This is a genomic window from Streptococcus taonis (assembly GCF_029948085.1).
GTDB lineage: Bacteria > Bacillota > Bacilli > Lactobacillales > Streptococcaceae > Streptococcus > Streptococcus taonis.
In genome coordinates this window covers 16,757-43,705 of the sequence record NZ_JARZZP010000012.1, presented here as the reverse complement: position 1 = coordinate 43,705, position 26,949 = coordinate 16,757, and the positions used below count along the sequence as shown (strand labels likewise).

28 protein-coding genes and 2 tRNA genes are annotated in these 26,949 nt (G+C 41.5%); 16 read left to right on the top strand and 14 right to left on the bottom strand.

Going from position 1 to position 26,949, the window contains the following annotated elements; all coding sequences use genetic code 11:
* Nucleotides 1-288: 288 nt before the first annotated feature.
* Both QEZ38_RS07475 and QEZ38_RS07470 read left to right on the top strand, forming a co-directional pair.
* On the top strand, nucleotides 289-1,578 hold the full coding sequence (locus tag QEZ38_RS07475; protein ID WP_001062783.1) for a membrane protein: 1,290 nt from the start codon (nucleotides 289-291) through the stop codon (nucleotides 1,576-1,578).
* A gap of 9 nt (nucleotides 1,579-1,587) precedes the next feature.
* Entirely contained in the window at nucleotides 1,588-2,676 is a 1,089-nt protein-coding gene (locus QEZ38_RS07470) for an AI-2E family transporter (RefSeq protein WP_004193676.1), read from the top strand.
* 138 nt (nucleotides 2,677-2,814) lie between these two features.
* On the opposite strand, the gene QEZ38_RS07465 is transcribed toward QEZ38_RS07470, so the two are convergent.
* From QEZ38_RS07465 to QEZ38_RS07445, 5 genes are all read right to left on the bottom strand, one after another.
* Nucleotides 2,815-2,887 (bottom strand) — tRNA-Lys (locus QEZ38_RS07465).
* Between the two features lie 62 nt (nucleotides 2,888-2,949).
* Complete coding sequence (locus QEZ38_RS07460) at nucleotides 2,950-3,465, bottom strand: DUF308 domain-containing protein (RefSeq protein WP_000672744.1); 516 nt, start codon at nucleotides 3,463-3,465, stop codon at nucleotides 2,950-2,952.
* Nucleotides 3,466-3,683: 218 nt separating this feature from the next.
* The gene (locus QEZ38_RS07455) at nucleotides 3,684-4,100 is read right to left on the bottom strand and encodes a helix-turn-helix domain-containing protein (RefSeq protein WP_235084148.1); all 417 of its coding nucleotides are present in this window, start codon (nucleotides 4,098-4,100) and stop codon (nucleotides 3,684-3,686) included.
* Between the two features lie 95 nt (nucleotides 4,101-4,195).
* Nucleotides 4,196-4,268, bottom strand: a tRNA-Lys gene (locus tag QEZ38_RS07450).
* A 263-nt stretch (nucleotides 4,269-4,531) separates the two neighbouring features.
* A complete protein-coding gene (locus QEZ38_RS07445; protein WP_281335498.1) occupies nucleotides 4,532-5,803 on the bottom strand; it encodes a replication-associated recombination protein A in 1,272 nt (423 codons plus the stop codon).
* A 115-nt stretch (nucleotides 5,804-5,918) separates the two neighbouring features.
* Here QEZ38_RS07445 and QEZ38_RS07440 point away from each other — a divergent pair, with 115 nt between their 5' ends.
* From QEZ38_RS07440 to pepF, 7 genes are all read left to right on the top strand, one after another.
* A complete protein-coding gene (locus QEZ38_RS07440; protein ID WP_281335497.1) occupies nucleotides 5,919-6,389 on the top strand; it encodes a DUF3013 family protein in 471 nt (156 codons plus the stop codon).
* An 18-nt stretch (nucleotides 6,390-6,407) separates the two neighbouring features.
* Complete coding sequence (locus QEZ38_RS07435; protein WP_281335496.1) at nucleotides 6,408-7,475, top strand: site-2 protease family protein; 1,068 nt, start codon at nucleotides 6,408-6,410, stop codon at nucleotides 7,473-7,475.
* Nucleotide 7,476: 1 nt separating this feature from the next.
* Nucleotides 7,477-7,905, top strand: coding sequence for an NUDIX hydrolase (locus QEZ38_RS07430; protein WP_281335495.1), 429 nt, complete (start codon nucleotides 7,477-7,479; stop codon nucleotides 7,903-7,905).
* The gene (locus tag QEZ38_RS07425) at nucleotides 7,902-8,375 is read left to right on the top strand and encodes a GNAT family N-acetyltransferase (protein ID WP_153224866.1); all 474 of its coding nucleotides are present in this window, start codon (nucleotides 7,902-7,904) and stop codon (nucleotides 8,373-8,375) included. The genes QEZ38_RS07430 and QEZ38_RS07425 overlap by 4 nt, the downstream gene beginning before the upstream one ends.
* Before the next feature lie 137 nt (nucleotides 8,376-8,512).
* A complete protein-coding gene (prmA, locus tag QEZ38_RS07420) occupies nucleotides 8,513-9,463 on the top strand; it encodes a 50S ribosomal protein L11 methyltransferase (protein ID WP_281335520.1) in 951 nt (316 codons plus the stop codon).
* Nucleotide 9,464: 1 nt separating this feature from the next.
* The gene (locus QEZ38_RS07415; RefSeq protein WP_281335494.1) at nucleotides 9,465-10,208 is read left to right on the top strand and encodes a 16S rRNA (uracil(1498)-N(3))-methyltransferase; all 744 of its coding nucleotides are present in this window, start codon (nucleotides 9,465-9,467) and stop codon (nucleotides 10,206-10,208) included.
* A 10-nt stretch (nucleotides 10,209-10,218) separates the two neighbouring features.
* Nucleotides 10,219-12,015: an oligoendopeptidase F gene (gene pepF, locus QEZ38_RS07410; RefSeq protein ID WP_281335493.1), complete on the top strand. Its 1,797-nt coding sequence runs from the start codon at nucleotides 10,219-10,221 to the stop codon at nucleotides 12,013-12,015.
* Between the two features lie 168 nt (nucleotides 12,016-12,183).
* Here pepF and QEZ38_RS07405 read toward each other — a convergent pair whose 3' ends face one another.
* Entirely contained in the window at nucleotides 12,184-12,573 is a 390-nt protein-coding gene (locus tag QEZ38_RS07405; RefSeq protein ID WP_281335492.1) for a nuclear transport factor 2 family protein, read from the bottom strand.
* Between the two features lie 150 nt (nucleotides 12,574-12,723).
* Here QEZ38_RS07405 and QEZ38_RS07400 point away from each other — a divergent pair, with 150 nt between their 5' ends.
* The 3 genes from QEZ38_RS07400 (at nucleotide 12,724) to QEZ38_RS07390 (ending at nucleotide 14,637) form a co-directional block, all read left to right on the top strand.
* Complete coding sequence (locus QEZ38_RS07400; RefSeq protein WP_000182730.1) at nucleotides 12,724-13,056, top strand: winged helix-turn-helix transcriptional regulator; 333 nt, start codon at nucleotides 12,724-12,726, stop codon at nucleotides 13,054-13,056.
* Between the two features lie 11 nt (nucleotides 13,057-13,067).
* A complete protein-coding gene (locus tag QEZ38_RS07395) occupies nucleotides 13,068-13,859 on the top strand; it encodes a DUF2785 domain-containing protein (RefSeq protein WP_281335519.1) in 792 nt (263 codons plus the stop codon).
* A gap of 109 nt (nucleotides 13,860-13,968) precedes the next feature.
* The gene (locus QEZ38_RS07390; RefSeq protein ID WP_281335491.1) at nucleotides 13,969-14,637 is read left to right on the top strand and encodes an MIP/aquaporin family protein; all 669 of its coding nucleotides are present in this window, start codon (nucleotides 13,969-13,971) and stop codon (nucleotides 14,635-14,637) included.
* 172 nt (nucleotides 14,638-14,809) lie between these two features.
* Here QEZ38_RS07390 and queF read toward each other — a convergent pair whose 3' ends face one another.
* From queF to QEZ38_RS07355, 7 genes are all read right to left on the bottom strand, one after another.
* Nucleotides 14,810-15,301, bottom strand: a complete 492-nt coding sequence (queF, locus tag QEZ38_RS07385) for a preQ(1) synthase (protein ID WP_000082587.1) — start codon at nucleotides 15,299-15,301, stop codon at nucleotides 14,810-14,812.
* A gap of 18 nt (nucleotides 15,302-15,319) precedes the next feature.
* A complete protein-coding gene (gene queE, locus QEZ38_RS07380; protein WP_261098183.1) occupies nucleotides 15,320-16,036 on the bottom strand; it encodes a 7-carboxy-7-deazaguanine synthase QueE in 717 nt (238 codons plus the stop codon).
* The gene (queD, locus tag QEZ38_RS07375) at nucleotides 16,029-16,472 is read right to left on the bottom strand and encodes a 6-carboxytetrahydropterin synthase QueD (RefSeq protein WP_281335490.1); all 444 of its coding nucleotides are present in this window, start codon (nucleotides 16,470-16,472) and stop codon (nucleotides 16,029-16,031) included. The genes queE and queD overlap by 8 nt, the downstream gene beginning before the upstream one ends.
* On the bottom strand, nucleotides 16,472-17,125 hold the full coding sequence (gene queC / locus QEZ38_RS07370) for a 7-cyano-7-deazaguanine synthase QueC (protein WP_281335489.1): 654 nt from the start codon (nucleotides 17,123-17,125) through the stop codon (nucleotides 16,472-16,474). Before queC ends, queD begins: the two co-directional genes overlap by 1 nt.
* A 202-nt stretch (nucleotides 17,126-17,327) precedes the next feature.
* Nucleotides 17,328-17,642 (bottom strand): thioredoxin, encoded by a 315-nt coding sequence (trxA, locus tag QEZ38_RS07365; protein WP_001029584.1) that lies wholly within the window; start codon nucleotides 17,640-17,642, stop codon nucleotides 17,328-17,330.
* A 14-nt stretch (nucleotides 17,643-17,656) separates the two neighbouring features.
* The gene (locus QEZ38_RS07360) at nucleotides 17,657-17,878 is read right to left on the bottom strand and encodes a DUF4649 family protein (protein WP_281335488.1); all 222 of its coding nucleotides are present in this window, start codon (nucleotides 17,876-17,878) and stop codon (nucleotides 17,657-17,659) included.
* 97 nt (nucleotides 17,879-17,975) lie between these two features.
* Nucleotides 17,976-18,356 carry a MarR family winged helix-turn-helix transcriptional regulator gene (locus QEZ38_RS07355; protein ID WP_281335487.1) on the bottom strand — a complete coding sequence of 127 codons (381 nt, stop codon included), beginning with the start codon at nucleotides 18,354-18,356 and terminating at the stop codon, nucleotides 17,976-17,978.
* A 181-nt stretch (nucleotides 18,357-18,537) separates the two neighbouring features.
* Between QEZ38_RS07355 and QEZ38_RS07350 the strand changes: the two genes are divergently transcribed.
* The 3 genes from QEZ38_RS07350 (at nucleotide 18,538) to QEZ38_RS07340 (ending at nucleotide 20,454) form a co-directional block, all read left to right on the top strand.
* Nucleotides 18,538-18,912, top strand: coding sequence for a CidA/LrgA family protein (locus tag QEZ38_RS07350; protein ID WP_000781321.1), 375 nt, complete (start codon nucleotides 18,538-18,540; stop codon nucleotides 18,910-18,912).
* A complete protein-coding gene (locus QEZ38_RS07345) occupies nucleotides 18,909-19,604 on the top strand; it encodes an LrgB family protein (RefSeq protein WP_281335486.1) in 696 nt (231 codons plus the stop codon). Before QEZ38_RS07350 ends, QEZ38_RS07345 begins: the two co-directional genes overlap by 4 nt.
* A gap of 154 nt (nucleotides 19,605-19,758) precedes the next feature.
* Entirely contained in the window at nucleotides 19,759-20,454 is a 696-nt protein-coding gene (locus tag QEZ38_RS07340; RefSeq protein ID WP_281335485.1) for a hypothetical protein, read from the top strand.
* 109 nt (nucleotides 20,455-20,563) lie between these two features.
* Here the strand turns inward: QEZ38_RS07340 and QEZ38_RS07335 are convergent, their stop codons facing one another.
* Entirely contained in the window at nucleotides 20,564-26,317 is a 5,754-nt protein-coding gene (locus QEZ38_RS07335) for an SIALI-17 repeat-containing surface protein (protein WP_281335484.1), read from the bottom strand.
* A gap of 283 nt (nucleotides 26,318-26,600) precedes the next feature.
* Between QEZ38_RS07335 and QEZ38_RS07330 the strand changes: the two genes are divergently transcribed.
* Nucleotides 26,601-26,849, top strand: coding sequence for a YneF family protein (locus tag QEZ38_RS07330; protein WP_075226808.1), 249 nt, complete (start codon nucleotides 26,601-26,603; stop codon nucleotides 26,847-26,849).
* The last annotated feature ends 100 nt before the right edge of the window (nucleotides 26,850-26,949 follow it).

The following is a 26,949-nucleotide window of genomic DNA, read 5'->3' as shown; positions in this document are numbered from 1 at the left end:
TAGATGAATAATTAATAGATTGGAAATAATGCTTTCTTACCTTAACAAGTTGAATTGGTTATACATTTTTTCGTCGCAATTGTGTCTATCTCTCGAGTTTAGCTAGTTTTTATAAGCTCTGGCTTCTAATCAATATAACAAATTTTAGAAGTGCATAAGACAAGATGGTGACATTACTACAGTCATTTCTAGTCACCATATGTTGCTGGCACAGGCTGTTTGTAGTGTTGGCTATTTACTAGTCAGTTTAATCGGAGTGTTTAATTTTTATTGTTGAAAGGTTTTTATATGGCGAAAATTCTATCTTTAGGTCTGACAGGTAAGAAATTACTTGCTCAGGGGTTCTTGTTTGTTCTGCTAGGTCTCATCTTGATGGTCACGGGGACTTGGTTGCCAGTAAAGGTTATTCGACTGGTTCTGTTTTTAGCTTGGATAGCAACGGTCTTAGATTTAGTATTACGTATTTTCAAAAAAAGTCAGTCAACGGACACCTTGGGAGTTGCACTGGTTAAATTGTTAGTGCTGGGATATTTGCTTGGCTCCAATCTTGCGACGGATGTGCCGATTTATATTTTGGCTCTTGTGATTGGAGTTTATCAGATTTTTCATGCTAGTATTAACCTTGTCACCTATGTTCTCTACCGCAAAAACAAAATTCGACCTCGTTTTCGTCTCTTACTAGATGGACTCGTACTAGTTTTTCTTGGTGGGACTAGTCTTTTGTCCTCTACAGGAAATTCTGTCTTTCAACTCTTTGTATTAGGGGCTTATTTTTTCCTTTATGGTGTGTCCAATATCCGTGATGGTTTCTTGTTTGAGGAGGAAATTGGGAAAAACCATCTCAAACGTCGCATTAGAATTAGCTTACCTATTGTCCTAGCCGCTCTCATCCCTGCAAGAACTTTAGCAAAAATCAACAAATTCATGCAGGAAAATGCTGATGAGAGAGAGGATATCCATCTTGGAATGGTGAAGTCTGGTAAGACAGCGGAGCTTGAAATTTTTGTTCATACAGCTGAGACCTCTCTGTTTTCGGCAATTGGTCATGTGGATATCTGCTATCAAGGCCGTGTTATTTCTTATGGCAACTATGATCCGTCTTCTGAGACCTTATTTGGCATGGTAGGAGATGGTGTCTTATATTTCTGTGATCGTGACAAGTACATTGACCTATGTAAACGTGAGAGTCAAAAAACGCTTTTTGGTTATGGGATAGATTTGACGCCTGAAATGGAAAAAGCAGTTCAGAAAAAGTTGGCTGAATTGAAACAACTGACGATTCCATGGGAGCCAAGTGCAGATAAAATCATGACAGGTGATGGTAAGGAAGACTACACCTACGCTTATAAAATCAGACATGAGACAGATGGGGAACTTTATAAATTTATCAAATCTAAGTTTAAATCCTACTTTGTCTTATCTACAAACTGTGTGCTCTTGGCTGATACCATAGTCGGTCAGGCTGGCACCGATATCCTCTCACCCAAAGGATTTATCGCTCCAGGAACTTACCAAGCCTACCTTAATCGAGAGTTTGAAAAACCAAATAGTATAGTCGTATCTAAACATGTTTATTAAGGAGAATTTATGAACTTAGTAAAAAAATACACCCCGTTAATACTTTTTATAGGGCTGGTTGCTCTTGTAATTCTGAATGCATCGAGCTTTATATCAGGAGCAATCTCTCTCTTTGATGTAATATCAACCTTGATTTATGGTGCTGTTATTGCTTTTGTGCTTAATGTTCCTATGAAAAAAATTGAACAGTACTTAGTTAAATTGAAGGTAAAGGCAGAGTTGCGTCGTCCGATTGCCATGGTACTTGTTTTCCTAGCTCTTATCTTAATCGTGATTGCTCTTTTGGTTTTGGTGCTGCCAACCCTAGCCCAGACTATTAGTCAGCTGGGAACAGTCCTTTCAACAGTCCTTACTCAACTTGGGAAATTGCTAGGCAGCTCGGAATTTGTAACCAAAGACATGTTGTCAACTATCGTATCAGGAATTCAGGGACAATCTAGTTCTATTAGCCAAGCTTTGATAGGTTTTTTATCAGGTCTGACTAGTAATATCGGCAATATTTTTTCAAGTTTGATGAATGCCTTTTTGATTATAGTCTTCACCTTTTTATTTTTATCCAGTAAGGAACATTTGGCAGCGATGACGAGTCGACTTCTAAAAGTTTTTCTTCCAGAGAAGGTGGTGATAAAGTTGACTTACATTGGACAAGTAGCACTAGAGACTTATGACCAATTTTTGATGAGTCAGCTGATTGAAGCAGTTATCATAGGAGTTATGATAGCGGTTGGTTACAGCGTGTTTGGGATACCCTATGGAGTAATGACAGGTATCTTTGCAGGAGTGCTATCGTTCATTCCTTATGTAGGGCCTATGATTGCTTGTGTTGTGGGAGCGATTTTTATCTTCACAGTGAGTCCTACTCAAGCCTTACTTTCTCTTCTTCTATATCAAGTTATACAGCTGATTGAAGGAAACCTTATTTATCCTAGAGTTGTAGGTCAGTCTATTGGTTTGCCAGCTATTTTCACGCTTGCGGCTGCTAGTATCGGAGGGAATCTTTTCGGACTACTTGGAATGATATTCTTTACCCCCGTATTTGCTGTTATCTATCGACTGGTTAAAGAATTTGTCGTTGCAAAGGAAAATCAGGTAGATTAAGAAAAACTAAATTTAATAAGATATACTGAGAAGAGAGTGAGAGATTCTCTTCTCTTTTATTTTTAAATACTTTTCTACAAAAAGCTATTAGACGTTAAAAAAAGCCTTGGTTTCAAGGCTTATTTCTGTTGATTTAGATGCCCCCTGCAGGGCTCGAACCTGCGCCCCATAGCTTAAGAGTCTACTGCTCTACCAACTGAGCTAAGGAAGCAACAGAAAAAGCTGAGAATGTAACTTCCCAGCTTTTTTAATATGCCCAAAATGGCAGCTAGATTATTTACGAAAGGCATCAAGGATATAGGTGAAACCAACAATTAAAAATGCAAAGGCAACGACATAAACGACAAAGACACTTGTAGCTACTGGATTGAACAAAATCACTAGACCTAGTAAAAATGCAAGCAACGCTATCCACATGATATGGTTGCCAATAATAGGGAAAATCAATCCCAGACGATTGCCTTTAAAGAAAACTATAATGGCTTCTACAATTAACCAAATTCCTAAAATAGTTGGAATGACAACTGGCAGCGTCACAAAGCCATAGGCAACGAGGTAAAGAGCTAAGAGAAGATTAACAATCCCTTGGAAAAGATGAGCTGGTGAGCGAAGCTCTTTTGGTACAGAGAAATAGCCTAAAATAGCTGCTATAGAAGAAACCAGTAAACCAAATGCAATCCACCAGCTGTAAGCAACAAGATTAGCTACTGGGTTTGTAAATAGGAAAAGTCCTAAAAGGACAAAAACAACTCCTGCAAGGAATAGCGATAAACGATTAGAAAATTTCATTTCAATACCCCCTATATAGTATAGTTTTCTAATAAAACTATTGTACTTATTTTTATAGAAAATGTCAATAAAATAAATAAACAATTTGGAAGTTTCAGTCTGACTTACAAAAAGAAAAGGAGTTTTCACTCCTTTTCACAGATTGAAGACAAAGTCCTTATAAAAGTGTCTTCTAAAGATTTTAACTTCAATCTGAAGCGAGGTTATCCTCGCTTTTTCTATTTATCAAACAATTCCTTATTTTCAATTAAGAGCTCTAGTGGAGATTTATCTCTTGCTTCAATAAAACCAGGTTCATATTGGGTATGAAGTGTTCTTTTCTGAGAAGTTGGATCAATATACAACTCTTTTCCATCTTCTGTGTATAGTTGGTTGCCTCTTGTTAGGTAAAGTAAATCCTCTAAGTACTGTCCATCAGTATGTAGGAAATGCTCGATGTATTTGACAGCTTTTAAGATTTCACTTACTTTATCAGAGTATTCATTAGATTCAAGAACACTCTTTTCTAACTCAATCTCTTTACTCGTTCCAAAGAGTTGGGTTGGAGTTGCATTAAAATATTCCGCTATCTTATCCAAATTTGCAAAGGTAGGATAGCTTTTTTGTTTTTCATAATCAGAGATGTCTGGAAAGATTGCTCATAAAAAAAATGTGGGGCAAATGATGGGGCAAATCAGTTATAGACAAGCAAAAAAGCCTTGAAATCAAGGCTTTTTCCTGTTGATTTAGATGCCCCCTGCAGGGCTCGAACCTGCGACCCATAGATTAAGAGTCTACTGCTCTACCAACTGAGCTAAGGAGGCAAATAAAAAGCTGTATTGGTGCCGAAACTTCACGGTTTGTATTGAACCCGCGCAATTAAGCAGGTGGGCAACTCGCTCTAACTGAAGCTGTTTCCGTGTGAGACGGCCTACATGCTGTTAGAAGACTTTTGTTTCCCTAATAATACAAAAAATAGTCGGTCAACACTTAAGTGTGAGGTCGTACACCACAGCGTTTCTATGTTTATATAATACCACTTTTTCAAAAAAAATCAAGAGGAAAATGCAATTTTTTGAAAAGGATTTCACAAGTTTCGTAATTTATCAATGGTTTCCTTGCGTTGAGCCAGGGCCCGTTCGTATTTTCCACTATCTTCTGGAGAAAAGTAGTGATGGTCACGGATTTTTTCTGGCAAATAATCTTGCTTGACCCAGTGACCAGGATAGTTATGGGGATAAAGATAGTTTTGGGCGTTTCCCAATTCCTTGCTACCGCCATAGTGGCCATCTCGCAAGTGACGTGGAATCGACAGATGCCCCGATGTTTTAAGGTCAGACAAGGCCTTATCTATAGCCACGTAGGCTGAGTTAGACTTAGGTGAAAGTGCCAGATCAATGACGACATTGGCAATGAGAATACGAGCTTCGGGGAAGCCGATTCTTTGCGCAGCATCCAAAGCAGTTACGGTATGGATCTGGGCATCGGGATTAGCCAAGCCGATATCTTCATAAGCAATCACCGTCAAACGGCGTGCCAAACTAGGAAGGTCACCAGCTTCTATCAAGCGAGCAGCATAGTGGAGACTAGCATCGACATCGGATCCACGGATGGATTTTTGCAGGGCAGATAGAACATCATAGTGTCCGTCTCCATCCTTGTCCATAGTGATGTAGCTTCTCTGAAGACTATTTTCCATGATGTCAAGCGTGATATGACGGATACCGTCATCATTTTCTGGAGTGGAGAGAACTGCCAAATCAAGTGAGTTAAAGGCAGAACGGAGGTCACCGTTGGTAGATGTTGCGATAAAATCAAGGGCATCATCATCTAACTCAACAGGGAAATCAAAGCCTCGTTCAGGGTCAGTCAAGGCGATTTGAATGGCTTTTTTGACATCTTGGTTAGACAGAGGTTCCAATTCAAAAATCTGAACACGGCTACGGATGGCTGGAGTGACAGAAAAGAAAGGATTTTCAGTTGTCGCACCAATCATGATGACCAGGCCACTTTCCAAAAGTGGCAGGAGAAAGTCTTGCTTGGTCTTGTCTAAGCGGTGGATCTCGTCTAGGAGTAGTACAAGACCACCTGAAAACTTGGCTTCTTCGGCGATTTCTTGGAGACGTTTTTTACTATCAACTGTCGCATTAAAGGTCCGAAAGGCATACTTGGTCGTTCCAGCGATGGCTGAGGCGATACTGGTTTTTCCGATACCCGGAGGTCCATAGAGAATCATAGACGATAGGCGGTTAGCCTCCACCATGCGACGGATGATTTTTCCTGGGCCGACCAGATGCTCCTGACCGATAACCTGGTCGATGGTTTTGGGGCGCATACGAAGTGCGAGATTGTCTGGCATAGCAGTCCTTTCTAACATGGATTTTCTGATGTATATGTGGTAATATGGTAGTATCTATTTTAGCATATTTCCGAGTATTCGGGGCGATTAAAGAATCGTATAGAAAGAGGACAAAATGGCAACATATGGATTTTTAGATGTTTTACAAGAAGAGTTGGACAAGAACTTTCCTTTTGACTATGAGATTAGTTGGGACAAGCGCAATCATGCGGTTGAAGTGAGCTTTTTACTAGAAGCACAAAATCCTGCAGGAGTTGAGATGGTGGATGAAGACGGAGAGGTGTCATCAGACGATATCCTCTTTGAGGAAGCAGTGCTCTTTTACAACCCTGCCAAGTCAACTGTTAATGAGGAAGACTATTTGACAGTCATTCCTTACTTACCTAAGAAAGGTTTTTCTCGTGAATTCTTAGCTTATTTCGCCCTATTTCTCAAAGATACTGCAGAGGTTGGGCTAGATGCCCTCATGGACTTTTTGGAAGACCCAGAAGCAGAAGAATTCGTTATGGAATGGAACCAAGAAGTCTTTGAAGAAGGAAAAGCAGGCTTGGAAGAAGGAGAATTTTACCCTTATCCGAGATATTAGGAGTTGGTTGGAGATTTTATGAAGAAAATTGGGACTTATTTGGTTTATGTGCTAGCTTTTGCCTTTATTATGCTAGCTTTTGCTTGTGGAACCATCGCATTTGCAGAGTTGGGATATTCCGCAGTTTTAGCCTTTACTTTTGGTTATGCCTTCGCTCTTCTAAGCATGTATGTGATATTTATTCTTCATGAGTTGGGTCATGCTTTTTGTGGCTACTTGACAGGCTATCGGCTGGTGGCTTTTGGATTAGGACATTTTCTTTTGACCAAAAAGTCAGACAGATTTCATCTTAGTCGAACAGCAGTTTTGAAAAATGTTGGTGCTCAGTATATTGGATTGAAAGAAGATGAAAGCGATCAAAGAATCATCCTGATGCTTTCAGGAGGCTTGCTGGTTCATATCAGCTTGATGTTATTGGCGATATTGTTTGGATTTTTGACAAGAAGTTGGTATTTTGCTGGTACTTGGATTTTTTTGAATTTGTCTTTCTTCCTAAACAATGCTTTGCCAGTCGGCATAACCGATGGAGCGAAAATTTGGGAATTGAGACAACACCCTGAAAATACCAAATACGCCTACTTGGTATTGAGACATTCTGCTCAAACTTTGCTGGCTCCTCAAGAATATGATTTAAAAGACTTTATCATGCCTGTTGCTGAGGATGCGAGAGGGAGTTTTGCAGAAAGTGTTCAGACTCTTCAGGGATTGGTATTCATATTGGATGATAATATAGAGCTTGCAAAGCAACAGCTTCAGTCTGTGTTAGAGAAAACAGATAATCCAATGTCTAAAACTATTTCTCAATTATACCTTCTTCAAATTGCTCTGATAGAAGGAGATAATAAGAAAGCGGAAGAATATGCAAGTATTCGAGGGGTCAAATCCTTTTTATCTCTAAAAACAGCAGATATGCAAGTCATTCAAGCTTGGTATCAATTTAAGGTAAAGAAAGATGTAGTTCAAACTCACAAGGCTATGAAGATTGCTAGACAGAAAATGAATAGCAGCCGAATGCTGCGGGATGAGAAAAGATATTATGAAAACTGGTTAGCCGAGCTGGAAAAGGAATTAGCCGAAGGAGTCTAATATGGAAATAGAAATTTCTGATTTTACAGGCTCTAAAATTGCCTTGATTTGTGGGGATAAGGTCTTGACTATCTTACGTGATGACAAGGACGATATCCCTTGTCCCAACATGTGGGAGTTGCCAGGTGGTGGTCGTGAAGGAAACGAACGCCCTTTCGAGTGCGCAGCGCGTGAAGTTTATGAGGAATTGGGAATTCATTTAGATGAAGACTGTCTGCTTTGGAGCAAGATTTATCCTAGCGTAATCTTTAAAGACAAGCAATCGGTCTTTATGGTTGGTCAGCTAAGACAAGAACAATTTGACAATATCATCTTCGGAGATGAAGGACAAGGCTATAAATTGATGCCTATTGAGGAGTTTTTGAAGTCTAAACAGGCAGTACCTCAGCTCCAGGGGAGATTGAGGGATTATTTGGAGGAAAGTTTATGATAAGACTTGAGAGAGCAGGAGCAGAAGATTTAGAAACGATTATTGCCATTCAAAGAGCTAGTTTTAAAGCAGTTTATGACAAATACCAAGATGAATACGATCCTTATCTGGAGGACCACGAACGAATTAAGTGGAAATTAGTAGAGCGTCCCAATAGCTATTACTACTTTGTAAAAGAAAACGAAGATAAAATCGGATTTCTACGAATTCAGACTAATGAAGAGTTAACGAAAGCTTGGTTGGGAACAGCAGCGATTTTGCCTCCGTATCAGGGAAAAGGGTATGGATCTGAAGGATTGCGCTTGCTAGAAGAGGAATTTTCAACCGTTAGACAATGGGATTTGTGTACGGTATTACAGGATGCAGGCATGGTCGCCTTCTACGAGAAGAATGGCTACCAACAAACCCATATCGAACCTGAAAAAGAAGGCATGGATATGGTCTACATGAAAAAATTGATAGAGAAATAGAAAGGATGGTTCAGTTAAATTTCTAAACTGAATCCGCCCTAAACACTGTGCCAAAAAGATAAACTTTTCTTAGACACAAGCGTCTTCAGAGAGTTTCCTATTTTGGCTTTGTGTTTTACGGGCTTGGTATCTTAATGATGGAAACGTGGCAAGAGTTAAAAGTTACAGTGAAGCGTGAGGGGGAGGAATTAGTTTCCAACCTCTTGATTGAGTTAGGTGCCCAAGGGGTAGCAATCGAAGACAGCATGGACTATGTGGGAAATGTGGACCGCTTCGGTGAGATTTTTCCAGAAGTCGAGCAACAAGAGGAAATCGTGGTGACCGCCTACTACCCTGATACGGTTGATGTGGCAGTGGTGGAAGCGGACTTGCAAACTCGTCTCTCAGAATTGACCGACTTTATGGACTTAGGAGAAATCAAGATTGGCACGACTGCCTTGGCTGAGGAAGACTGGGCTGACAATTGGAAGAAATACTATGAGCCAGCTCGTATCACTCATGACTTGACCATCGTGCCGTCATGGACGGACTATGAGGCGACAGCTGGCGAGAAGATTATCAAGCTAGATCCAGGGATGGCCTTTGGGACTGGAACACACCCGACAACTAAGATGAGTCTCTTTGCCTTGGAGCAGGTTCTTCGTGGTGGAGAAACAGTGCTAGATGTGGGGACTGGATCAGGCGTCCTCTCTATTGCTAGCTCGCTACTTGGTGCTAAGGAAATTTTCGCCTATGACCTAGATGATGTGGCAGTTAGAGTTGCTCAGGAAAATATTGAGCTAAACCCTGGTATGGAAAACATCCATGTAGCAGCAGGAGACTTGCTTAAGGGAGTTGAGATTGAGGCAGATGTGATTGTAGCTAATATCTTGGCGGATATCCTCGTTCATCTGACGGATGATGCTTACCGCTTGGTCAAGGATGAAGGCTACCTCATCATGAGTGGCATTATTAAGGACAAGTGGGATATGGTGCGCGAATCGGCTGAGTCAGCTGGATTTTTCCTTGAAACTCACATGGTTCAAGGGGAATGGAATGCCTGTGTCTTTAAGAAAACCAAGGATATTTCCGGTGTGATTGGAGGCTAGGATGCAGCAGTATTTTGTCAAAGGCAGTGCTATCTCTCCTATCACCATCGAGGACAAGGAAACCAGCAAGCATATGTTTCAGGTTATGCGCTTGAAAGAAGATGATGAGGTGACCTTAGTATTTGATGATGGAATTAAGCGCTTGGCGCGCGTGCTAGATGTGGAAAATCGTCAGTTTGAGTTGGTAGAAGAACTAGATGACAATGTGGAACTGCCCGTTCAAGTGACCATTGCATCCGGCTTTCCCAAGGGGGACAAGCTTGAGTTTATCACTCAAAAAGTAACAGAACTCGGTGCCAGTCAAATCTGGGCCTTTCCTGCCGATTGGTCGGTTGCCAAGTGGGATGGCAAGAAGTTGGGTAAAAAGGTCGAGAAACTAGAAAAAATCGCCCTCGGAGCAGCCGAACAAAGCAAGCGTAACTTCGTTCCAAGTATCAAGCTGTTTGAGAAAAAATCAGACTTTCTAGCACAACTGGACCAGTTTGATCGCATCGTGGTGGCCTATGAAGAGTCGGCTAAAGAAGGAGAATCCGCTGCCCTTATACAGGCAGCCTCGGGTCTTGAAAAAGGAGCAAAACTGCTCTTTATCTTTGGACCAGAAGGTGGTCTTTCACCTGCGGAAATTGAAAGTTTTGAAGCTAAAGGAGCTGTTCTGGCAGGACTTGGGCCTCGGATTCTAAGAGCAGAAACAGCACCGCTTTATGCCTTATCTGCTATAAGTGTTTTATTAGAATTAGAGAAATAAGAGGAAGAAAATGGAACAAAAACACCGTTCAGAATTTCCCGAAAAGGAACTTTGGGACTTGACAGCCCTATACCAAGATCGTGAGGATTTCTTGCGTGCCATTGAAAAGGCGCGTGAAGACATCAATCAATTTAGCCGTGACTACAAGGGCAATCTTCACACTTTTGAAGATTTCGAGAAGGCCTTTGCGGAATTGGAACAAATCTACATTCAGATGAGTCATATTGGCAATTACAGCTTTATGCCTCAGACGACAGACTATGGTAATGAAGATTTTGCTAATATCGCTCAGGCTGGGATGGACTTTGAGACAGATGCTAGCGTAGCTTTGACCTTCTTTGATGACGCCTTGGTAGCAGCAGATGAAGAAGTCTTGGACCGTTTGGGTGACTTGCCACATTTGACGGCAGCTATTCGTCAAGCCAAAATCAAAAAAGCCCACTATCTTGGGGCTGATGTGGAGAAGGCCTTGACCAATCTGGGTGAAGTTTTCTACAGTCCACAGGATATCTATACTAAAATGCGAGCTGGGGACTTTGAAATGGCTGATTTTGAAGCCCATGGAAAAACCTACAAAAACAGCTTTGTGACCTATGAAAACTTCTACCAAAACCACGAGGACGCTGAGGTTCGTGAGAAATCCTTCCGTTCTTTCTCAGAAGGACTACGTAAGCACCAAAATACGGCAGCTGCAGCCTACCTTGCTCAAGTCAAGTCTGAAAAACTATTGGCAGATATGAAGGGATACGGCTCAGTTTTTGATTATCTTCTGGCTGAACAAGAAGTAGACCGTGCCATGTTTGATCGTCAGATTGACCTCATCATGAAGGACTTTGCGCCAGTTGCTCAGCGATATCTCAAGCATGTTGCCAAGGTGAATGGTCTTGAAAAGATGACCTTTGCGGATTGGAAATTGGACTTGGACAGTGCTCTCAATCCAGAGGTTAGCATTGATGATGCCTATGATTTGGTCATGAAGTCAGTAGAACCTTTGGGACAAGAATATTGTCAGGAAGTTGCTCGCTATCAAGAAGAACGCTGGGTGGACTTTGCTGCCAATAGTGGCAAGGATTCTGGTGGCTATGCAGCTGATCCATACCGTGTGCATCCATACGTTCTCATGAGCTGGACAGGTCGTTTGAGCGATGTTTATACCTTGATTCATGAAATCGGGCATTCTGGTCAATTTATCTTTTCAGACAATTACCAAAGCTATTTTAATGCCCACATGTCGACCTACTATGTCGAAGCGCCGTCAACCTTCAATGAATTGCTTCTCAGTGATTATTTGGAGCATCAGTCTGATGATCCTCGTCAAAAACGCTTCGCTCTTGCTCACCGCTTGACAGATACCTACTTCCATAATTTCATCACCCACCTCTTGGAAGCAGCCTTCCAACGTAAGGTGTATACACTGATTGAAGAAGGGGAGACCTTTGGAGCAAGTAAACTCAATAGCATTATGAAGGAAGTCTTGGCAGACTTCTGGGGAGATGCCATTGAGATTGACGACGATGCGGCTTTGACTTGGATGCGCCAAGCTCACTATTACATGGGCTTGTATAGTTATACCTATTCAGCAGGTTTGGTTATCTCAACAGCGGGTTACTTGCATCTAAAAAATTCAGAAACTGGAGCTGAAGACTGGCTCAATCTCCTCAAGTCTGGTGGTAGCAAGACACCACTTGAGTCAGCTATGATTATCGGAGCAGATATCTCTACAGATAAACCACTCCGTGATACCATCCAATTCTTGTCTGACACAGTTGATCAGATTATCGCCTACAGTGCCCAGTTGGGAGAGTAAATTAAAAGAGTCTGGGACAAGAGTCTAACCTTAAATATAAAAAGCTAACAAAACGAGTTATCTGACACTCAGAATTCTGTCTTGTTCGCTTTTTTATCTAATCTATTGATTTAAAAATTTAGAATAAAGAATTCCTAAAATCAAAATTTTTTGTCCTGGCCTCTTAAATTATCTCCAAAAGCTATCTTCTTCAGCTTGATCTGAAGAGAAGAGCCAAACTTCTTTGATTTTTCCGTCTTCAATACGGAAGAGGTCAATCCCGTTCATATTGAGTTCAGTACCATCAGCACGTGTTCCAAGAAAAGTAACATTGGCTGCGATTAAATCCTTATTATCAGAAACCCAATTTGTTATCACCTTAAAGGTTCCATTAGTTTTCTCAGCAAATGTAGCCAGGTGAGTTCCTAGCTTGTCCTTACCAACAACTGTACCAGATATACTATGAGTACCAGGTTGATGCCAGACAATATCATCTGCCATCGTTTCAAAGACACCAGGAAAGTCACCAGCAATTAAAGCTTGGTTATAAGCATTGAAAATTTCTAAGTTTGTTGACATATATATTCTCCATTTCTTTTTTATGATATAATTGTAACAGTTACAAACAAAAAAACAAGTAGACACTTTTTTGATAGCTAGTATCAAAAGTAGTACTATTATTGATACTAAAAGATAAATTTTTTTAAAAAAATAGAAAGAAGATATTTTATGACAAATAAAGTGAGTGAGTATGGTATTTGTCCATTTGCGACAACGCAGAGGGTTTTAACGGGGAAATGGGCACTGGTAATCATTTATCAGTTGAGTACGGGTACCAAACGATTTAAAGAATTGCAGAGATTATTGCCTGGGATTACTCAAACTATTTTGACCCGTCATCTCCGTCAATTAGAAAAGGATAAGATTGTTCAACGAAAGGTCTATGCGGAAGTTCCCCCACGAGTTGAGTACAGCTTAACCGAAATGGGGCAGGAATTCAGAGTTGTTTTAGATGCTGTCGAGAAATGGGGTCTGGATTATATCAAGTTGCTAGAAATGTAGAGGTATTGACCATGTATCAAGACTTACTTAGAAAAATAACAGAAGAAAAACCGAGTTATAGTCAAAAAGAACTCCAGTGGTTGCTTGAGCACTTAGGGGATACTAGTCCGGAGATTCGCGATGAATTGGTTTTTACCAGTCTGGCTAGAGGGATTCAAGAAGAGTTATTTACCAAGGAGCAATTTCAGCTGATTGCTGCTATGATTGTTTCTGATGGTGGCCTAGATAAAGAGATTGATAAGACAGGAGCTTCAACGCTTGAACGTTCTTTTAGTGCCCTTATTTATGCTAATCTCTTATCTGCTGATGGCAATGAACAGTCTCTTTTTTATCAAGTGCTTAAAACTGATATCAGAAATACGTTGCTCGATCAAGGGTTGCATTACCTTGAAAAAGAAGAGGATACGACAGGTTTTTCAAGTCAGTTTGGTTGGGTACATGCTTTTGCTCATGGGGCTGATCTTTTGACTGAAGTTGTTTGTCATCCAGAATTTTCTAAAAATAGAGTTCATGAAGTATTTGACATACTTGGCCAACTATTTAAAAGAATTACGATTCGGTTTATAGATGATGAGGACTGGCGCTTGGCCAGAGTCCTTTACGAACCTATTTTGCAAGGAAAGGTGGAGCAAGCGACACTGGCTTCTTGGATAAAGTCACTTGATTTCCCGATAGAAGAGAGGGAAGATTTTTATAGATTTTCTAATTTTAGATCTTGTCTCTTAGAAGTCTATGTCCAACTCGATCAGAGAAATAGTTTACAAGATGACTTGAAAAAAGCTATTCAATCTTTTCAATATTAGATTTCGATTATTAAATGTGAAAACTTACACAAAATTTCCAAGCACTTTTCTTGAAACCCTTTCCTTCTTCTGATAGACTAATACATAGTTTGAAAAAAGGAGACTTAACATGAAAAAATTTGTTGCTGAATTAATCGGTACTTTTATGCTTGTGTTCATCGGAACAGGAGCTGTTGTTTTTGGAAATGGTGTTGAAGGACTTGGACACCTTGGGATTGCTCTTGCCTTTGGTTTAGCAATCGTAGTCGCAGCCTTCTCAATCGGAACTGTTTCAGGTGCTCACTTGAACCCAGCTGTTTCTATCGCTATGTTTGTAAACAAACGTTTGTCATCTTCAGAGCTTGTAAACTACATCCTCGGACAAGTGGTTGGTGCTTTCCTTGCATCTGGATCTGTATTCTTCCTCTTGGCAAATTCAGGTATGTCAACTGCAAGTCTTGGTGAAAATGCCTTGGCAAACGGTGTAACTGTCTTTGGTGGTTTCTTGTTTGAAACAATCGCAACATTCTTGTTTGTTTTGGTCATCATGACTGTAACATCAGCAAGTAAAGGTAATGGCGCAATCGCTGGTTTGGTCATCGGTTTGTCATTGACAGCTTTGATTCTAGCTGGCTTGAACATCACTGGACTTTCAGTAAATCCAGCTCGTAGCTTGGCTCCTGCTGTCTTGGTAGGTGGCGCAGCTCTTCAGCAAGTTTGGATTTTCATCCTTGCACCAATCGTTGGTGGAGTTCTTGCAGCCCTTGTTGCTAAAAACTTCCTTGGAACTGAAAAATAATTGAAACTTAAAAAGCCTTGCTCCTCATCTTGAGGAACAGGGCTTTTTCGTATTATACTCTTCGAAAATCTCTTCAAACCACGTCAGCTTCCATCTACAACCTCAAAGAAGTGCTTTGAGCAACTTGCGGCTAGCTTCCTAGCTTGATCTTTGATTTTCATTGAGTATGAGTTTAGCGGTTGTCAATTTTCTCTGGATAAAGATCGTGTTGAAAGAGGCGTTGTTCTGCCAAACCTTCATACTTGGTTCCAGGCTTACCGTAGTTATAGTAGGGGTCGATTGAGATACCACCGCGCGGAGTGAATTTTCCCCAGACTTCTAAATAGCGAGGGTCTAGCAAGTTGACCAAGTCTTTCCCGATGGTGTTGATACAGTTTTCGTGGAAATCTCCATGATTTCGGTAGCTAAAGAGGTAGAGTTTGAGGGATTTTGACTCGACACAGAGCTTGTCAGGAATGTAGGAAATATAAATAGTTGCAAAGTCTGGTTGAGCAGTGATGGGACAAAGGGAGGTAAATTCAGGACAGTTGAACTTGATAAAATAGTCATTTTCCACATGACGGTTGTCAAAGGATTCCAGGACTTCTGGTTGATATTCGAAAATGTAGTTGGTTTCTTTGTTGCCGAGGAGGCTGAGGTTTTTCATTTCTTCTTGTTGTGACATGATTTTTTCTTTCTAATCTTAAACACCACGTTGGTTATCGTAGAGGAGGGTATGAAGTTGGGGAAGGACGCGGACGTTGCCCCAGCTGTCGTCAGCAGCGATACGTTCCCAGAGTTCTTTGAGGCGGTCCAGTTGGTCTTGGACAATATTGCCTCTAGCCTTGGGCTCAGGATTTCCTGCCGATAAGAAGAGAACATCTGGTTGATAGCGTTCTTGAATCCCTTTGGCAAAGGCTAAATCTGCATCATCAAAGACAGGAATTTTAAAGGTAACCTTGTCGGGGTCTAGTTGGGAAACGATAAAGTCCAAGGTCTCAAAGTTGACTTCCATCTTGGATGAAGGAGGTTTGGGACTCAGGGTGACTTGGTCGATATCTTTTAACCAATTTTGCCAGCGGGAGCCTTGGGTTTCAACAGCCAGAGTGACACCGCGTTCCTTGAGTTTGGTGACCAGCTCGGCCATGTTGGCTGCTAGGATAGCAGGATTTCCCCCAGATAGGGTCACATAGTCATAGCTCCCTAGTTTATCCAAGGCAGCAATGACCTCATCAGCTGTCATACGAGTTGGCTTTTCAGAACCATCCCAAGTAAAGGCAGAGTCGCACCAGTCGCAATGATAGTCGCAACCTGCAGTGCGGACAAACATGGTTTTCTGCCCAATAGCACGACCTTCACCTTGAAAGGTTGGACCGAAAATTTCCAAAACTGGTAGTTTAAGGACACGTTCCCTAGTCATCTAACCACTCCCGTCTAAACTCCGCAAAGGCAGTCGGAGTCTCATAGAGGCGAACGTATTCCAAACGGAGACCACGTTCGTCTGGCAACTCTTGACTCATGGTTTGGAAAATCCAGTAAACCATATTTTCAGCAGTCGTGTTCATATAGGGAAGGGTTTCATTGAGATAGCGATGATCCAAGTGGGGTTCTAAGTAGTTCTTGTAGATTGCTTTGATGTCTCCGAAATCGTAGGTCATGCCACGTTCATCTAAAAATCCACTGACAGCAATCTGCAGATGATAGGTGTGGCCGTGCAGGGATTTGCATTTTCCCTCATAGTGAAAGAGATGGTGGGCAGCATCAAAAGTAAATTCTTTAGAGACTAGAGTCCGATAAGGATTGTAAACGAGAGATTCTCCAGTTGCTTGTTTGATTTCTTTGGGTGCAAAAAACATTAGGCCTCTCCTTTCTGTGAGAGATAAACATCTAAACCATGTTGACGTAGATGGCAGGCAGGACAATCTCCGCAACCAGTACCAATAAGGCCATTATAGCAGGTCAAGGTCTTTTCACGAACATAGTCAAAGGCGCCGAGTTGGTCGGCCAATTCCCAAGTTTCAGCCTTGTCTAGCCACATAAGAGGCGTTTGGATAACAAAGTCGTAATCCATAGCAAGGTTGAGGGTGACATTGAGGGATTTGACAAAGACATCACGGCAGTCAGGATAGCCTGAGAAGTCTGTTTCACACACTCCTGTGACGATATCTGTAATTCCTCGCTGCTTGGCAAGAACTGCCGCAAAGGACAGAAAGAGATGATTGCGACCGTCGACGAAGGTATTGGGAACCTCTCCCTCTTTTTGCTCAATTTCCAGATCAGAGGTCAAGGCGTTTTCAGTGATTTGTCCCAGCAGAGACATATCTAGGATATGGTGGGGAATTCCTTGTTCCTCGGCGATTTCTTTGGCGACTTGAATTTCTAAATGGTGGCGTTGACCGTAGGCAAAGGTCACGGCTTCTACCTTTTCATAATGTTGCTTGGCCCAGAAAAGGCAGGTTGTTGAATCTTGACCGCCACTAAAGACGACCAAGGCTGATTGACGTTTCATAGTACTCCTTCCAAAATAGGAAATGTTTAGAGCACGCAAAAAGCTCCCTTGAGGGAGCTAAAAAATACCAAGTAGAGGTTTTTTTTAGCGATGGCATGTCCCAAACATCGTGATATTCTAATTACAGTCTAGCATATTTTTTGAAAAATGGCAAAGGGCGAGAAAAAAGAGACCAAATGAATGCACTTGGTCTCTCCTTTGATTAGCTTAATTCAGCTACGATAGCCTTGATTTGTTCAGCTGTGTGGACACCAGCCACTTGTTTAACCACTTGTCCATCTTTCTTGAATAGAAGAGTAGGGATAGACATGATTCCAAATGAACGAGCTGTATTTGGATTTTCATCTACGTCCATTTTAACGATTTTCAAGACATCTTCTGAAAGTTCTTCAGACAATTTGTCCAAGATTGGACCTTGCATACGACATGGTCCACACCAAGTTGCCCAGAAGTCTACCAAGACCAATCCGTCTTTAGTTTCTTGTTCGAATGTTGCGTCTGTAATTGCTTTTGCCATTGTATTTCTCCTTTTTAATTATATTGGCTTAAATCTTGTTTCATGAGATAGAAGAAAACATCTCCGTAAGTCCCATGGTAGTCCAAATTATGCCCCTTGTAGGTTACTTTTTGGACGGGGTAATAGTCTGCGACACCGATCAGGCAGGCCTGTTGAGAACGTTCAAAGTCTTCATAAGACTCGAAGGTCATGGTTCTCTCTTGCTTGCTGGCGTCAAGATAGGTGATTTCAATCATAGGATTCTCCTTTGCTAAATCATGTTTTCATTTTACTCCTTGAAAAAAGGAATGTCAAGAAAAATGATTGCGCACGCAAGTTTTTTAAAAAAATGTTTTAGGATAACCAGTTGGCTTTTGTCTTTAAACTTTCTTCAACAGCTGTTTGTAAATAAGCCAAGGTAGTCTGGCCTTCGCTAGTGAGGCAGATAAAACTAGCTCGCTTGTCCTGGTCGCAGCATCTCCGACTAAGTAAGCCGCAGTTCTTGGCTTCCAGACGAGCCACCATCCGTGAAACAGCACTAGGGCTCAGGTGGAGTTTGTCTGGCAAGTCGATTTGTCGTAGGGATTTGCCTTCAGCCTGATTTAGAAAGTGCAAGAGGTAAAATTCCTTGAGTGTCAAGGTTTGTTCACTCTGCTCAGCGATGGTCTCTTCTAAAATACCTTCTAGCTCTACTTGCCTACGGTTGAAGTCAAACCATTTTTCTAAGTAAGTCATGTCCATCTCCTTTCCCTCTATAATAGTGTAATCATACTAGTGCATCTATGATGCTTGCGCACGCAATTAGTATACACCTTTTTGGCTTGGATAGCAAGAAGGATGTTTCTTATATATTTCCTTGAAATTTTCTGAAAAAAGAGTAAACTGGTATGCAGAAAGTCTATTTGTGGAGTTTACAATGAAGTTATATGTTCAGTTAATGATTCTCTTTGTGATTTCTCTAATCGGTGAAGGAATCTCCAGTTTTTTTCATTTGCCCATACCAGGAAGTATCATCGGCTTGATTATTCTGTTTCTTGCCTTGCAGTTCAAGTGGCTGCGCATTCGCCATGTCAACATGGTTGGAAATTTTCTCCTAGCCAACATGACCATTCTCTTTCTACCTCCTGCGGTTGGAATTATGGAAAAATTTGATGTGATTGCTCCCTATCTTCTGCCGATTGTCTTGATTGTCTTTTTTGCAGCAGTGATTAATATCATCTTGATTGCGCTTGTGGTTCAATTTATCAAAAAACGCTATGAAGGTGACTACGAAGAAAGAGGTGCTAAATGAGCGAATTTGTATCCAATCCCCTATTTGGGATTGCTTTGTCAATCTTAGCCTATCTTGGGGGAATGATGATTTTCAGACGCTATCCTCATCCCTTAACGACTCCCTTGTTGCTGTCAGCTATTTTTATAATTATCTTTCTAAAGGTAACTGGCATTTCCTACCAAGATTACTACCAAGGTGGGGTTTATCTTAACAACTTGATTGTTCCTTCAACAGTGGCTCTAGGAATTCCCCTCTATAAGAGTTTCCACTTGATGAAGCATCATGTCAGAAGTATCTTGCTGGGGAGCTTCCTAGCTGTCGTCGTCAATACGATTTTTACCGCTCTAGTCGCAAAAATCTTTGGCATGGACTTTTTCCTAGCTATTTCCCTCTTTCCTAAGTCAGTAACGACCGCTATGGCAGTAGGGATTACAGAAAAGTTGCAAGGTTTGACTACTGTGACTCTAGTAGTTGTCGTAGCGACTGGTATTTTGACCAGCGTTATCGGACCAACACTTCTAAAATGGCTAAAAATAGATGATCCAGTTGCTGTTGGGCTAGCCCTGGGTGGAACAGGTCACGCTGTTGGAACTGGAACGGCCTTTCGTTATGGACCAGTTGCAGGTGCTATGGGAGGATTAGCTATCGGTGTTACAGGTGTTCTCTATGTATTTGTCAGTCCTATTGTAGCTAATTTGATCTTGAGTTAAAAAGCAAGGATTAAGAATTTGGAGAACATCGGTTTTATTTTAGGGTGAGGATGAAAAAGATTGTCCTGTGACCCGAAACTATATCTATCTAGGACTTAAGAGTTGAAGAAAAGTGGCGTCAAGGGGATTTTACAGAAATGAATAGAGATAGTTTATGAATGAAAAATTAAATTTTTTAAAGAAATATGTGCCATTTGGAGAGATGGTCGAGATTTTATCTAATTTTGAAAATCTGTCCAATCATCCTATTCCACAATATTGGCGGGATGCGTTTCAAACATCAGATTTTTCTAAAAGAAAACAAATCATCCTAGGAGAATGGAAAAAATATCTAGCTGAGGAACTCAGCAATACAATCTCATATCTAGAGGAATTTTCAGAAGATATAGATCTTATCAAAATTGGAAACAATTACTCATTGCTTTATTCGATTAGAACGTATCAGAGTCAGAGTCTAGTATTTTATGAGGGTAAAATGCCGATTTCGGACCGAGAGTTTACAGACCACTTTAATCAGTTCAAACTAGAACTTGACGGGAGTATCCGTGATTTCTATACACACATTCATGCAGGGTTTAATGATTATACGAGTAAAAGCATGGGATTAGACGATCTAGATATGATTGAACCAATAGCCGATTATGACTGGGAATTTGAGGATCAGTTAACAAATGACATTTCCTGTTATTACAATTTTTTTAGCAATGGTATGGGAAAGTATCTCGTATTAGACTTGTCTAAACCAATGAGTCAAGGTGGAGTGTTCTGGTCAAAGGATGAGTTGCCCATTTACCCAATCCCTTTTTGGGATTATGTTGATGAATGGATTATTCTGGGGCTTGATTTCTAGGTGTTTGATTATCAGTGACTTTATTGATAAGGTTAAAACAGAAAAAGGATGGAATGATTTTCCATCCTTTTTATAGCGGAATAAATCTATATTCCTAGGGGGACAATGTTTAATCTTTCTTACCTTTTAGCAAGAAGGCAGCCGAGAGGGCTAGGCTGAGGCTCGCCATAAAGAGGAGGGGACTAGTCTGTTCACCAGTAGCTGGAAGTTGTTTTTCATTCGTAGAGGCTTTGTCATTGGCATCATTTCTTTGAGCCAATGGTGTTGTAGTTTCTAGGTTTCTTTCTTCCATATGAGCTGGGATAGGTTTAATAGTTGATCCTTCTGTTTTGTAAACAATAGCATAGGTGTTCAGGTCAAGAGTGATAAACTCAAGATACCCATCTCGGATGGTGAACTCTTGTGATTTTAAGTCTTTTGTCGGAGTCAACTGATAGAGTTCTTGGACAGCACCTGAAACTGGTAAACGAACGAGTACAGCACCTTTTGGTTGAACTAATTTGCCATCTTTATCCTTGAGTTGAAGAGCATAAGCATCGTATATCTTGCCTAAGAGTTCTTTGTTTTCAATTTTTTGACTGTCAAGATAACTTGCTCCTTCGAGTTCAGTTGTTCCACTAATAACTTGAGCTCTTGTGGTCTTATCTTTCATTATTTTGAGTTTAAACTCAGGAAGTGTGATGCTTGGTGCTTCTTGGTCTCCTGCAGTCCCGATAGGCTCAGTGTATTCAGGGATAACCACAGAAGGCGCTTCTTGATCTCCCGCTGTGCCGATAGGCTCAGTGTACTCAGGGGTAACCACAGAAGGCGCTTTTTGGTCTCCCACTGTGCCGATAGGCTCAGTGTATTCAGGGATAACCACAGAAGGCGCTTCCTGGTCTCCCGCAGTCCCGATAGGATTAGTATATTCAGGAATTACCACAGAAGGCGCATCTTGATCTCCCGCTGTTCCGATAGGACCAGTGTATTCAGGTCTTTCCACAGAAGGCGCATCTTGGTCACCTGCAGTTCCGATAGGTTCGATGTATTCAGGAATTACCACAGAAGGTGCTTCTTGGTCACCTGCAGTTCCGATAGGTTCGGTGTATTCAGGAATTACCACAGAAGGTGCTTCCTGGTCACCTGCAGTGCCGATAGGTTCAGTGTATTCAGGAATTACTACAGAAGGTGCTTCTTGGTCACCTGCAGTGCCGATAGGTTCAGTGTATTCAGGAATTACTACAGAAGGTGCTTCTTGGTCACCTGCAGTTCCGATAGGACCGGTGTATTCAGGAATTACCACAGTAGGTGCCTCCTGATCCCCAGCAGTTCCGATAGGACCAGTGTATTCAGGAATTACTACAGAAGGCGCTTCTTGGTCTCCTGCAGTTCCAATAGGCTCAGTGTATTCAGGAATTAGTACGGAAGGCGCTTCTTGGTCTCCTACTGTCCCGATAGGTTCAGTGTATTCAGGAATTACTACAGAAGGCGCTTCTTGATCCCCAGCAGTTCCGATAGAACCAGTGTATTCAGGGATTACCACAGAAGGTGCTTCTTGATCTCCAGCAGTTCCGATAGGCCCAGTGTATTCAGGTCTTTCCACAGTAGGTGCTTCCTGCTCACCAGCAGTACCAATAGGATCTGTGTACTCAGGAATGGTTACTACTGGAGCAGGCTCATCCCCTTTACTTGTTTGGATTTTTTCTTCCACTGAACTAGTTTCATCCTTAGGAAATACTGTTACAATAGAGCTGCTTATTGTTTTTCCTTGGATAGCATAAGCTTCTATCGGATTACCAGCTTTACGATCTGTAGTTTCAGGAATGTCTAGTTGGACCTTGTTATCCTTAATGGTTAGAACAGTTTGTTCACCTGATGTGACAAGATGGTCGTCATCGACTTTTCTGAGTAGAAGAGGATCTTTGATACCAGGGAAGGTGACAGCGACTCCATCCCAATTACCAGTTGGTAGGGTTAAGGTAACAGTCTTATCTTTGGACTTAATAGGATCAAGGCTTGGACTATCGAGAGATACAGATGGTGCTTTTAAGATATCAAAGGAATCAAGAGAGATTTTCTTTCGTCCTTGTGGAGAATTTGGATCTACTTTCAAAGTGAGAACATGATCACCATCAGCTAGATTGGTGAATTCACCAATCAAAGCTCCTTTTTCAGTCGCTCCTGGAGTGTAGAAGTCAAGAGCTGGCATCTCTTTTCCATCCAGTGTGACAAGTGCCTTGCCTAGTGATGCCGTTTTTAATCCATAGATTCGGATACCTGTTCCAGAGAATGGGATGGTTGCAGTGGCTTCAGAAGCAAGGTTATCATCAGCGTTGATGTCAGCGTATTTTTCTGTAGAAGCATATAGTTCTGCATCGCTCCAATCCTTAAACATGGAACCATACTGGATTCGAGGGTCACGGTCGTCGATTTTCTCAACTGTTTCTCCTTGTCCTGGGAAAACCTTGAAGTAATCTAAGGAAATTTTGGAGCGTTCACTTCCTCGTCCCTTATGTTCGCGTTTAACAGTGATGGTCATGAGGTGAGGGCCTGAAGAAAGATTTGTGTAACGTCCTATTAGTACACCTTTTTCAGTGGCTCCTGCTGTATAGAAGTCCAGTTCTCCAACAGATTTGCCATCGATTTTAACGTCAGCAAGTCCCAATTGAGATGACTTGAGTCCGTAGATTTCAATACCTGGTCCATTGAAAGGAATAGTTGCAGTCGCATCCTTATCGGAATAATTCCCATTTGAGATATCGGCGTATTTCTCTGTTCCACCAAAGAGTTCTGAGTCAGCCCAGTTTCCATAAGCAGAGCCGTACTGGATGCGTTTGTCACGGTCATCCATCAACTCACTGAAGGCATCGATGGAGGCAACGTCTGAAACTGGTGTTGTACGGTCCCCTAGCATAGCCTTAACGCTATAAGTATAGGCATGACTAGAATCAATTGAGCGATCGACAAAGTGAGTTTGGTTGGTGATAAACTCACGAACGCTAGGAGTTTGACTGTTTTCATCCTTGCTTTCTCGTCGGATGACATAATGAGTTGCTTCCTCAACTGTGTTAAAGTCGAGTTCAGCTGTGACGGAATCCTTTCGAAGGGCTGATAAGCGAGTCACTCGTCCAGGGAAGTTTTCAAAGGTAATGACATCACCCTTTTGAGTCGCAAGTTGGATACGGTTATCTTTGAGACGACTAGCTTGAACTTCCTTGCCATTAATCTTGATGATACTAGATTCGATATTTGGATAGTCTACGACTAAGTCTCCACCAACATTAGAAAGGAAAGATAGCGTTTCAAGATTTTTCTCTTTCCATTTCATGCTGACTTCAAAGTTACCACGAGCGACTAAGCCTGATACTTGACCGTCTTTCCAAGCATCTGGAAGGGCTGGTAATGGGGCAATGTAGCCTGTGTGAGATTGAAGGAGCATTTCTGCCATACCGCTGGTTGCACCAAAGTTCCCATCGATTTGGAAAGGTGCGTGGGTATCCCAGAGGTTTTCTAGAGTTGAGGATCTGAGCTGTTCTGCCAACAAACGGTGGGCACGATTTCCATCTAAGAGACGAGCCCAGAGGTTGATTTTATTGGCCTTAGACCATCCAGTACCACCATCTCCACGGTGGTTTAGGGTTGCGCGTGCTGCTTCCAAATATTCAGGTTGATCCTTGCCAAATAGAGTACCTGGGAAGAGTCCAACCAAATGAGAAACGTGGCGGTGATGGTTTTCGATGCCTTCGTTAGTGAATTGCGGGCTGTCTTCTTCGTACCATTCCTTGATACGGCCGTCTTGGTTGATATGAAGTGGTTTGAGCTTGTCAAATTTAGCCTTCACTTCTGTCACCAAATCTTGGTCGACCTTCAGATGATTGGCTGCTTCCATATAGTCGTGGAAGAGCTGCCAAACTAGAGATTGGTCAAAGGTATTCCCAATCGTAATAGTTCCATGTTCTGGCGAGTAAGATGGAGAAGAAACCCAACGGTCACTAGCCTTGTCGTAGTGTAAGAAGGAGTTCCAGAACTTAGCTGTTTCCTTGAGCATTGGATAAATCTTTTCTTTGAGATAGGTTTCATCCTTGGTGAATTTGTAGTAGTCATAGACGTTTTGCATCATCCAAGCATTGGCAGCAGGAGACCAACCCCAATAGTAGTTCCAACCAGGAGTAGTCCAGCCAAATGGTGTCGCCTGAGTATGAACCAACCAACCGTTTTCTTGACCTTCTTTGGATTCGATACCTGCGTATTCTTTAGCAGCGATACGACCATAATAGCGCATGTCGTCGATATAATTGATCATTGGCTTAGCCGTTTCTGCGAGATTACTCATGTAGGCAGGCCAGTAGTTCATTTGTAGGTTGACATTGAGGTGGTAGTCTGAGTTCCAAGGTGGATTATCTACAGCATTCCAGACACCTTGCAAGTTTGCTGGAAGTGCATCTGTCCGGTTACGAGAAGAACTGATGAGGAGGTAACGTCCGTATTGGAAGAAGAGTTCTTCTAGTTTTTGCCCTTTTGTTGGATTATAGGTTTGGAGAGCTTCTTTTGTAGTTTGATTAGACTTGCTACCGCCGAGGTTTAGTTGAACACGATTGAAAAGGCTTTGGTAATCCTTGATGTGGTCATTTTTCAGAGTCTCATAGTCTTTGGCTTTAGCAGCTTCGACGATAGATTTGACAGTCTTTTCTACATCAATATCCTTGCGGTAGTTGGTTTTCGGATTTTGAGCAAAATTGGTCTTGGCACTGAGTAGCAGTGTTGCATAACTTGCTCCTGTAACAGTCAAATAACCATCTTGAGCAGTGACTTGTCCATCTGTCTTGATACCAAGATAAGAGGCAAATTGAAGGCCGTTATCTTTAACAGTTCCCTTGAGTAAAATACCATTAGAATCTACACTGACAGTTCCTTGTTTGTATTTAGAATTTTCCCAAGAATAATCTCCATTAGCAATCAAATCTTCAGTCAAGCTGTTCCAAAGAGTAAAATCAAGCGTCTTATCTCCCTTTTTAGTCAAATGGGTAACAGTGACGTCATCTGGGAAGCTAGAGAAGGTCTCACGTTTGAAACTTGTCCCATCTTGGGTATAGGAGGTAGTTGTGATAGCTTCAGAAATATCTAAGCCACGGTGATAGTCAGTAACATTTTCCAAGCCCTTCTTCTGGTTATTAAAGACCATGAAGATATCACCGAAGGCTAGGTAGCGACCGTATTGGGCATTGTTTGGCCCAACCAAATTTCTCTCTGCTAGTTGTTTGGCTTTTTGACGGTCACCGTCTTCTAAGGCCTTACGAATTTCGACTAAGACTTTGTAGCGGTCCTTGTAGTTTCCTCCGTTGTAGTCTTGGCTATCTTGCTGTGGGCCTCCAGACCAAAGTGTTTTTTCGTTGTACTGGATTCTTTCTTCACCGATGAGTCCGAAAACCTTGGCACCCATTTCCCCATTTCCGACTGGGAGGGCTTGTTTTTCCCATCCATCATAGGAAGGAGCAGTTGGTTGGTTGTAATGTAATTCGTAATGTTCTTGCTTGTTCACAGGAAGTTCTGGCTTCTCGCTCTCATTATTGTCAGCAGGGGCGGTAGTAGCACTTGTCTCTGACTGACTACTAGTTTGAGGTAGTTCTGTCCCTGGGTTTGTTTGCTTTTCAGCTGATTCAGCTATAGGTTGAGTCTCTGTGTTAGAAGCAACAACTTCCTCTAGCTTCGTATCCGGTTTAGCAGAGGTTTCAGTAATGGTTGCCTCACTTTCCGTAATCTCGACACCATCAGCAGACACACCCTGTGCTGTTAAAAAAACAGCACCAAGTAAAACAGAGGCAGCTCCGACACTTAGCTTGCGGATGCTATACTTACAGGATTTTTCCCAATATCTCTTATCCACAAAATTCTCCTTTCTTAAATCTGTAAGCGCATACATTCTCTTTTAAAAAAATAAGTCTTCAGAAATATATGTGATTTTTTCAGATAATCTTAATATAACAAATAAATGGAGTTATTGCAAGGGCTTTCAAGGAAAATGGGCTTATTTTACTAAGTTTTACTAAGTATGAAGTATTTGCTAATTACTTAGGAAATCACAGTGGATGTAAGCGTAAATCAAACTAGTCAGGCGGGGGACTTTATGGTATAATATAGAAGACTCAAAAAGAAACAGGAGAAATATTATGGATCTTATTTTAGCAATTGTCTTGATTGTTTTAGCTTTTCTAGGGGGAGCTCTTGGAGGAATGTACTTGGTGCGCAAGCAAATCGAAAAAGAATTTGCGGATAACCCACGTTTGAACGCAGAAGCAGTTCGTACTCTGTTGAGTGCAAATGGTCAAAAGCCAAGCGAAGCTAAAGTACAACAAGTGTACCACCAAATCATCCGCCAACAAAAAGCAGCTCTTGCAAATAGCAAAAAGAAAAAATAAAAGCTCTTTTGAACTAAAAATAGGAAAAGTCTGGGATGAAAGTTCCAGACTTCTCACTATATTGGACTTAATATTTAAGGATAAGGCTTTTTCCTTGCAT

What these genes read in the sequence shown, in the direction of transcription:
- QEZ38_RS07475 (WP_001062783.1), top strand. Translation starts at nt 289, where the DNA reads ATGGCGAAAATTCTATCTTTAGGTCTGACAGGTAAGAAATTACTTGCT.
- QEZ38_RS07470 (WP_004193676.1), top strand. Translation starts at nt 1,588, where the DNA reads ATGAACTTAGTAAAAAAATACACCCCGTTAATACTTTTTATAGGGCTG.
- QEZ38_RS07460 (WP_000672744.1), bottom strand. Translation starts at nt 3,465, where the DNA reads ATGAAATTTTCTAATCGTTTATCGCTATTCCTTGCAGGAGTTGTTTTT.
- QEZ38_RS07445 (WP_281335498.1), bottom strand. Translation starts at nt 5,803, where the DNA reads ATGCCAGACAATCTCGCACTTCGTATGCGCCCCAAAACCATCGACCAG.
- QEZ38_RS07440 (WP_281335497.1), top strand. Translation starts at nt 5,919, where the DNA reads ATGGCAACATATGGATTTTTAGATGTTTTACAAGAAGAGTTGGACAAG.
- QEZ38_RS07435 (WP_281335496.1), top strand. Translation starts at nt 6,408, where the DNA reads ATGAAGAAAATTGGGACTTATTTGGTTTATGTGCTAGCTTTTGCCTTT.
- QEZ38_RS07430 (WP_281335495.1), top strand. Translation starts at nt 7,477, where the DNA reads ATGGAAATAGAAATTTCTGATTTTACAGGCTCTAAAATTGCCTTGATT.
- QEZ38_RS07425 (WP_153224866.1), top strand. Translation starts at nt 7,902, where the DNA reads ATGATAAGACTTGAGAGAGCAGGAGCAGAAGATTTAGAAACGATTATT.
- prmA (WP_281335520.1), top strand. Translation starts at nt 8,513, where the DNA reads ATGGAAACGTGGCAAGAGTTAAAAGTTACAGTGAAGCGTGAGGGGGAG.
- QEZ38_RS07415 (WP_281335494.1), top strand. Translation starts at nt 9,465, where the DNA reads ATGCAGCAGTATTTTGTCAAAGGCAGTGCTATCTCTCCTATCACCATC.
- pepF (WP_281335493.1), top strand. Translation starts at nt 10,219, where the DNA reads ATGGAACAAAAACACCGTTCAGAATTTCCCGAAAAGGAACTTTGGGAC.
- QEZ38_RS07405 (WP_281335492.1), bottom strand. Translation starts at nt 12,573, where the DNA reads ATGTCAACAAACTTAGAAATTTTCAATGCTTATAACCAAGCTTTAATT.
- QEZ38_RS07400 (WP_000182730.1), top strand. Translation starts at nt 12,724, where the DNA reads ATGACAAATAAAGTGAGTGAGTATGGTATTTGTCCATTTGCGACAACG.
- QEZ38_RS07395 (WP_281335519.1), top strand. Translation starts at nt 13,068, where the DNA reads ATGTATCAAGACTTACTTAGAAAAATAACAGAAGAAAAACCGAGTTAT.
- QEZ38_RS07390 (WP_281335491.1), top strand. Translation starts at nt 13,969, where the DNA reads ATGAAAAAATTTGTTGCTGAATTAATCGGTACTTTTATGCTTGTGTTC.
- queF (WP_000082587.1), bottom strand. Translation starts at nt 15,301, where the DNA reads ATGTCACAACAAGAAGAAATGAAAAACCTCAGCCTCCTCGGCAACAAA.
- queE (WP_261098183.1), bottom strand. Translation starts at nt 16,036, where the DNA reads ATGACTAGGGAACGTGTCCTTAAACTACCAGTTTTGGAAATTTTCGGT.
- queD (WP_281335490.1), bottom strand. Translation starts at nt 16,472, where the DNA reads ATGTTTTTTGCACCCAAAGAAATCAAACAAGCAACTGGAGAATCTCTC.
- queC (WP_281335489.1), bottom strand. Translation starts at nt 17,125, where the DNA reads ATGAAACGTCAATCAGCCTTGGTCGTCTTTAGTGGCGGTCAAGATTCA.
- trxA (WP_001029584.1), bottom strand. Translation starts at nt 17,642, where the DNA reads ATGGCAAAAGCAATTACAGACGCAACATTCGAACAAGAAACTAAAGAC.
- QEZ38_RS07360 (WP_281335488.1), bottom strand. Translation starts at nt 17,878, where the DNA reads ATGATTGAAATCACCTATCTTGACGCCAGCAAGCAAGAGAGAACCATG.
- QEZ38_RS07355 (WP_281335487.1), bottom strand. Translation starts at nt 18,356, where the DNA reads ATGACTTACTTAGAAAAATGGTTTGACTTCAACCGTAGGCAAGTAGAG.
- QEZ38_RS07350 (WP_000781321.1), top strand. Translation starts at nt 18,538, where the DNA reads ATGAAGTTATATGTTCAGTTAATGATTCTCTTTGTGATTTCTCTAATC.
- QEZ38_RS07345 (WP_281335486.1), top strand. Translation starts at nt 18,909, where the DNA reads ATGAGCGAATTTGTATCCAATCCCCTATTTGGGATTGCTTTGTCAATC.
- QEZ38_RS07340 (WP_281335485.1), top strand. Translation starts at nt 19,759, where the DNA reads ATGAATGAAAAATTAAATTTTTTAAAGAAATATGTGCCATTTGGAGAG.
- QEZ38_RS07330 (WP_075226808.1), top strand. Translation starts at nt 26,601, where the DNA reads ATGGATCTTATTTTAGCAATTGTCTTGATTGTTTTAGCTTTTCTAGGG.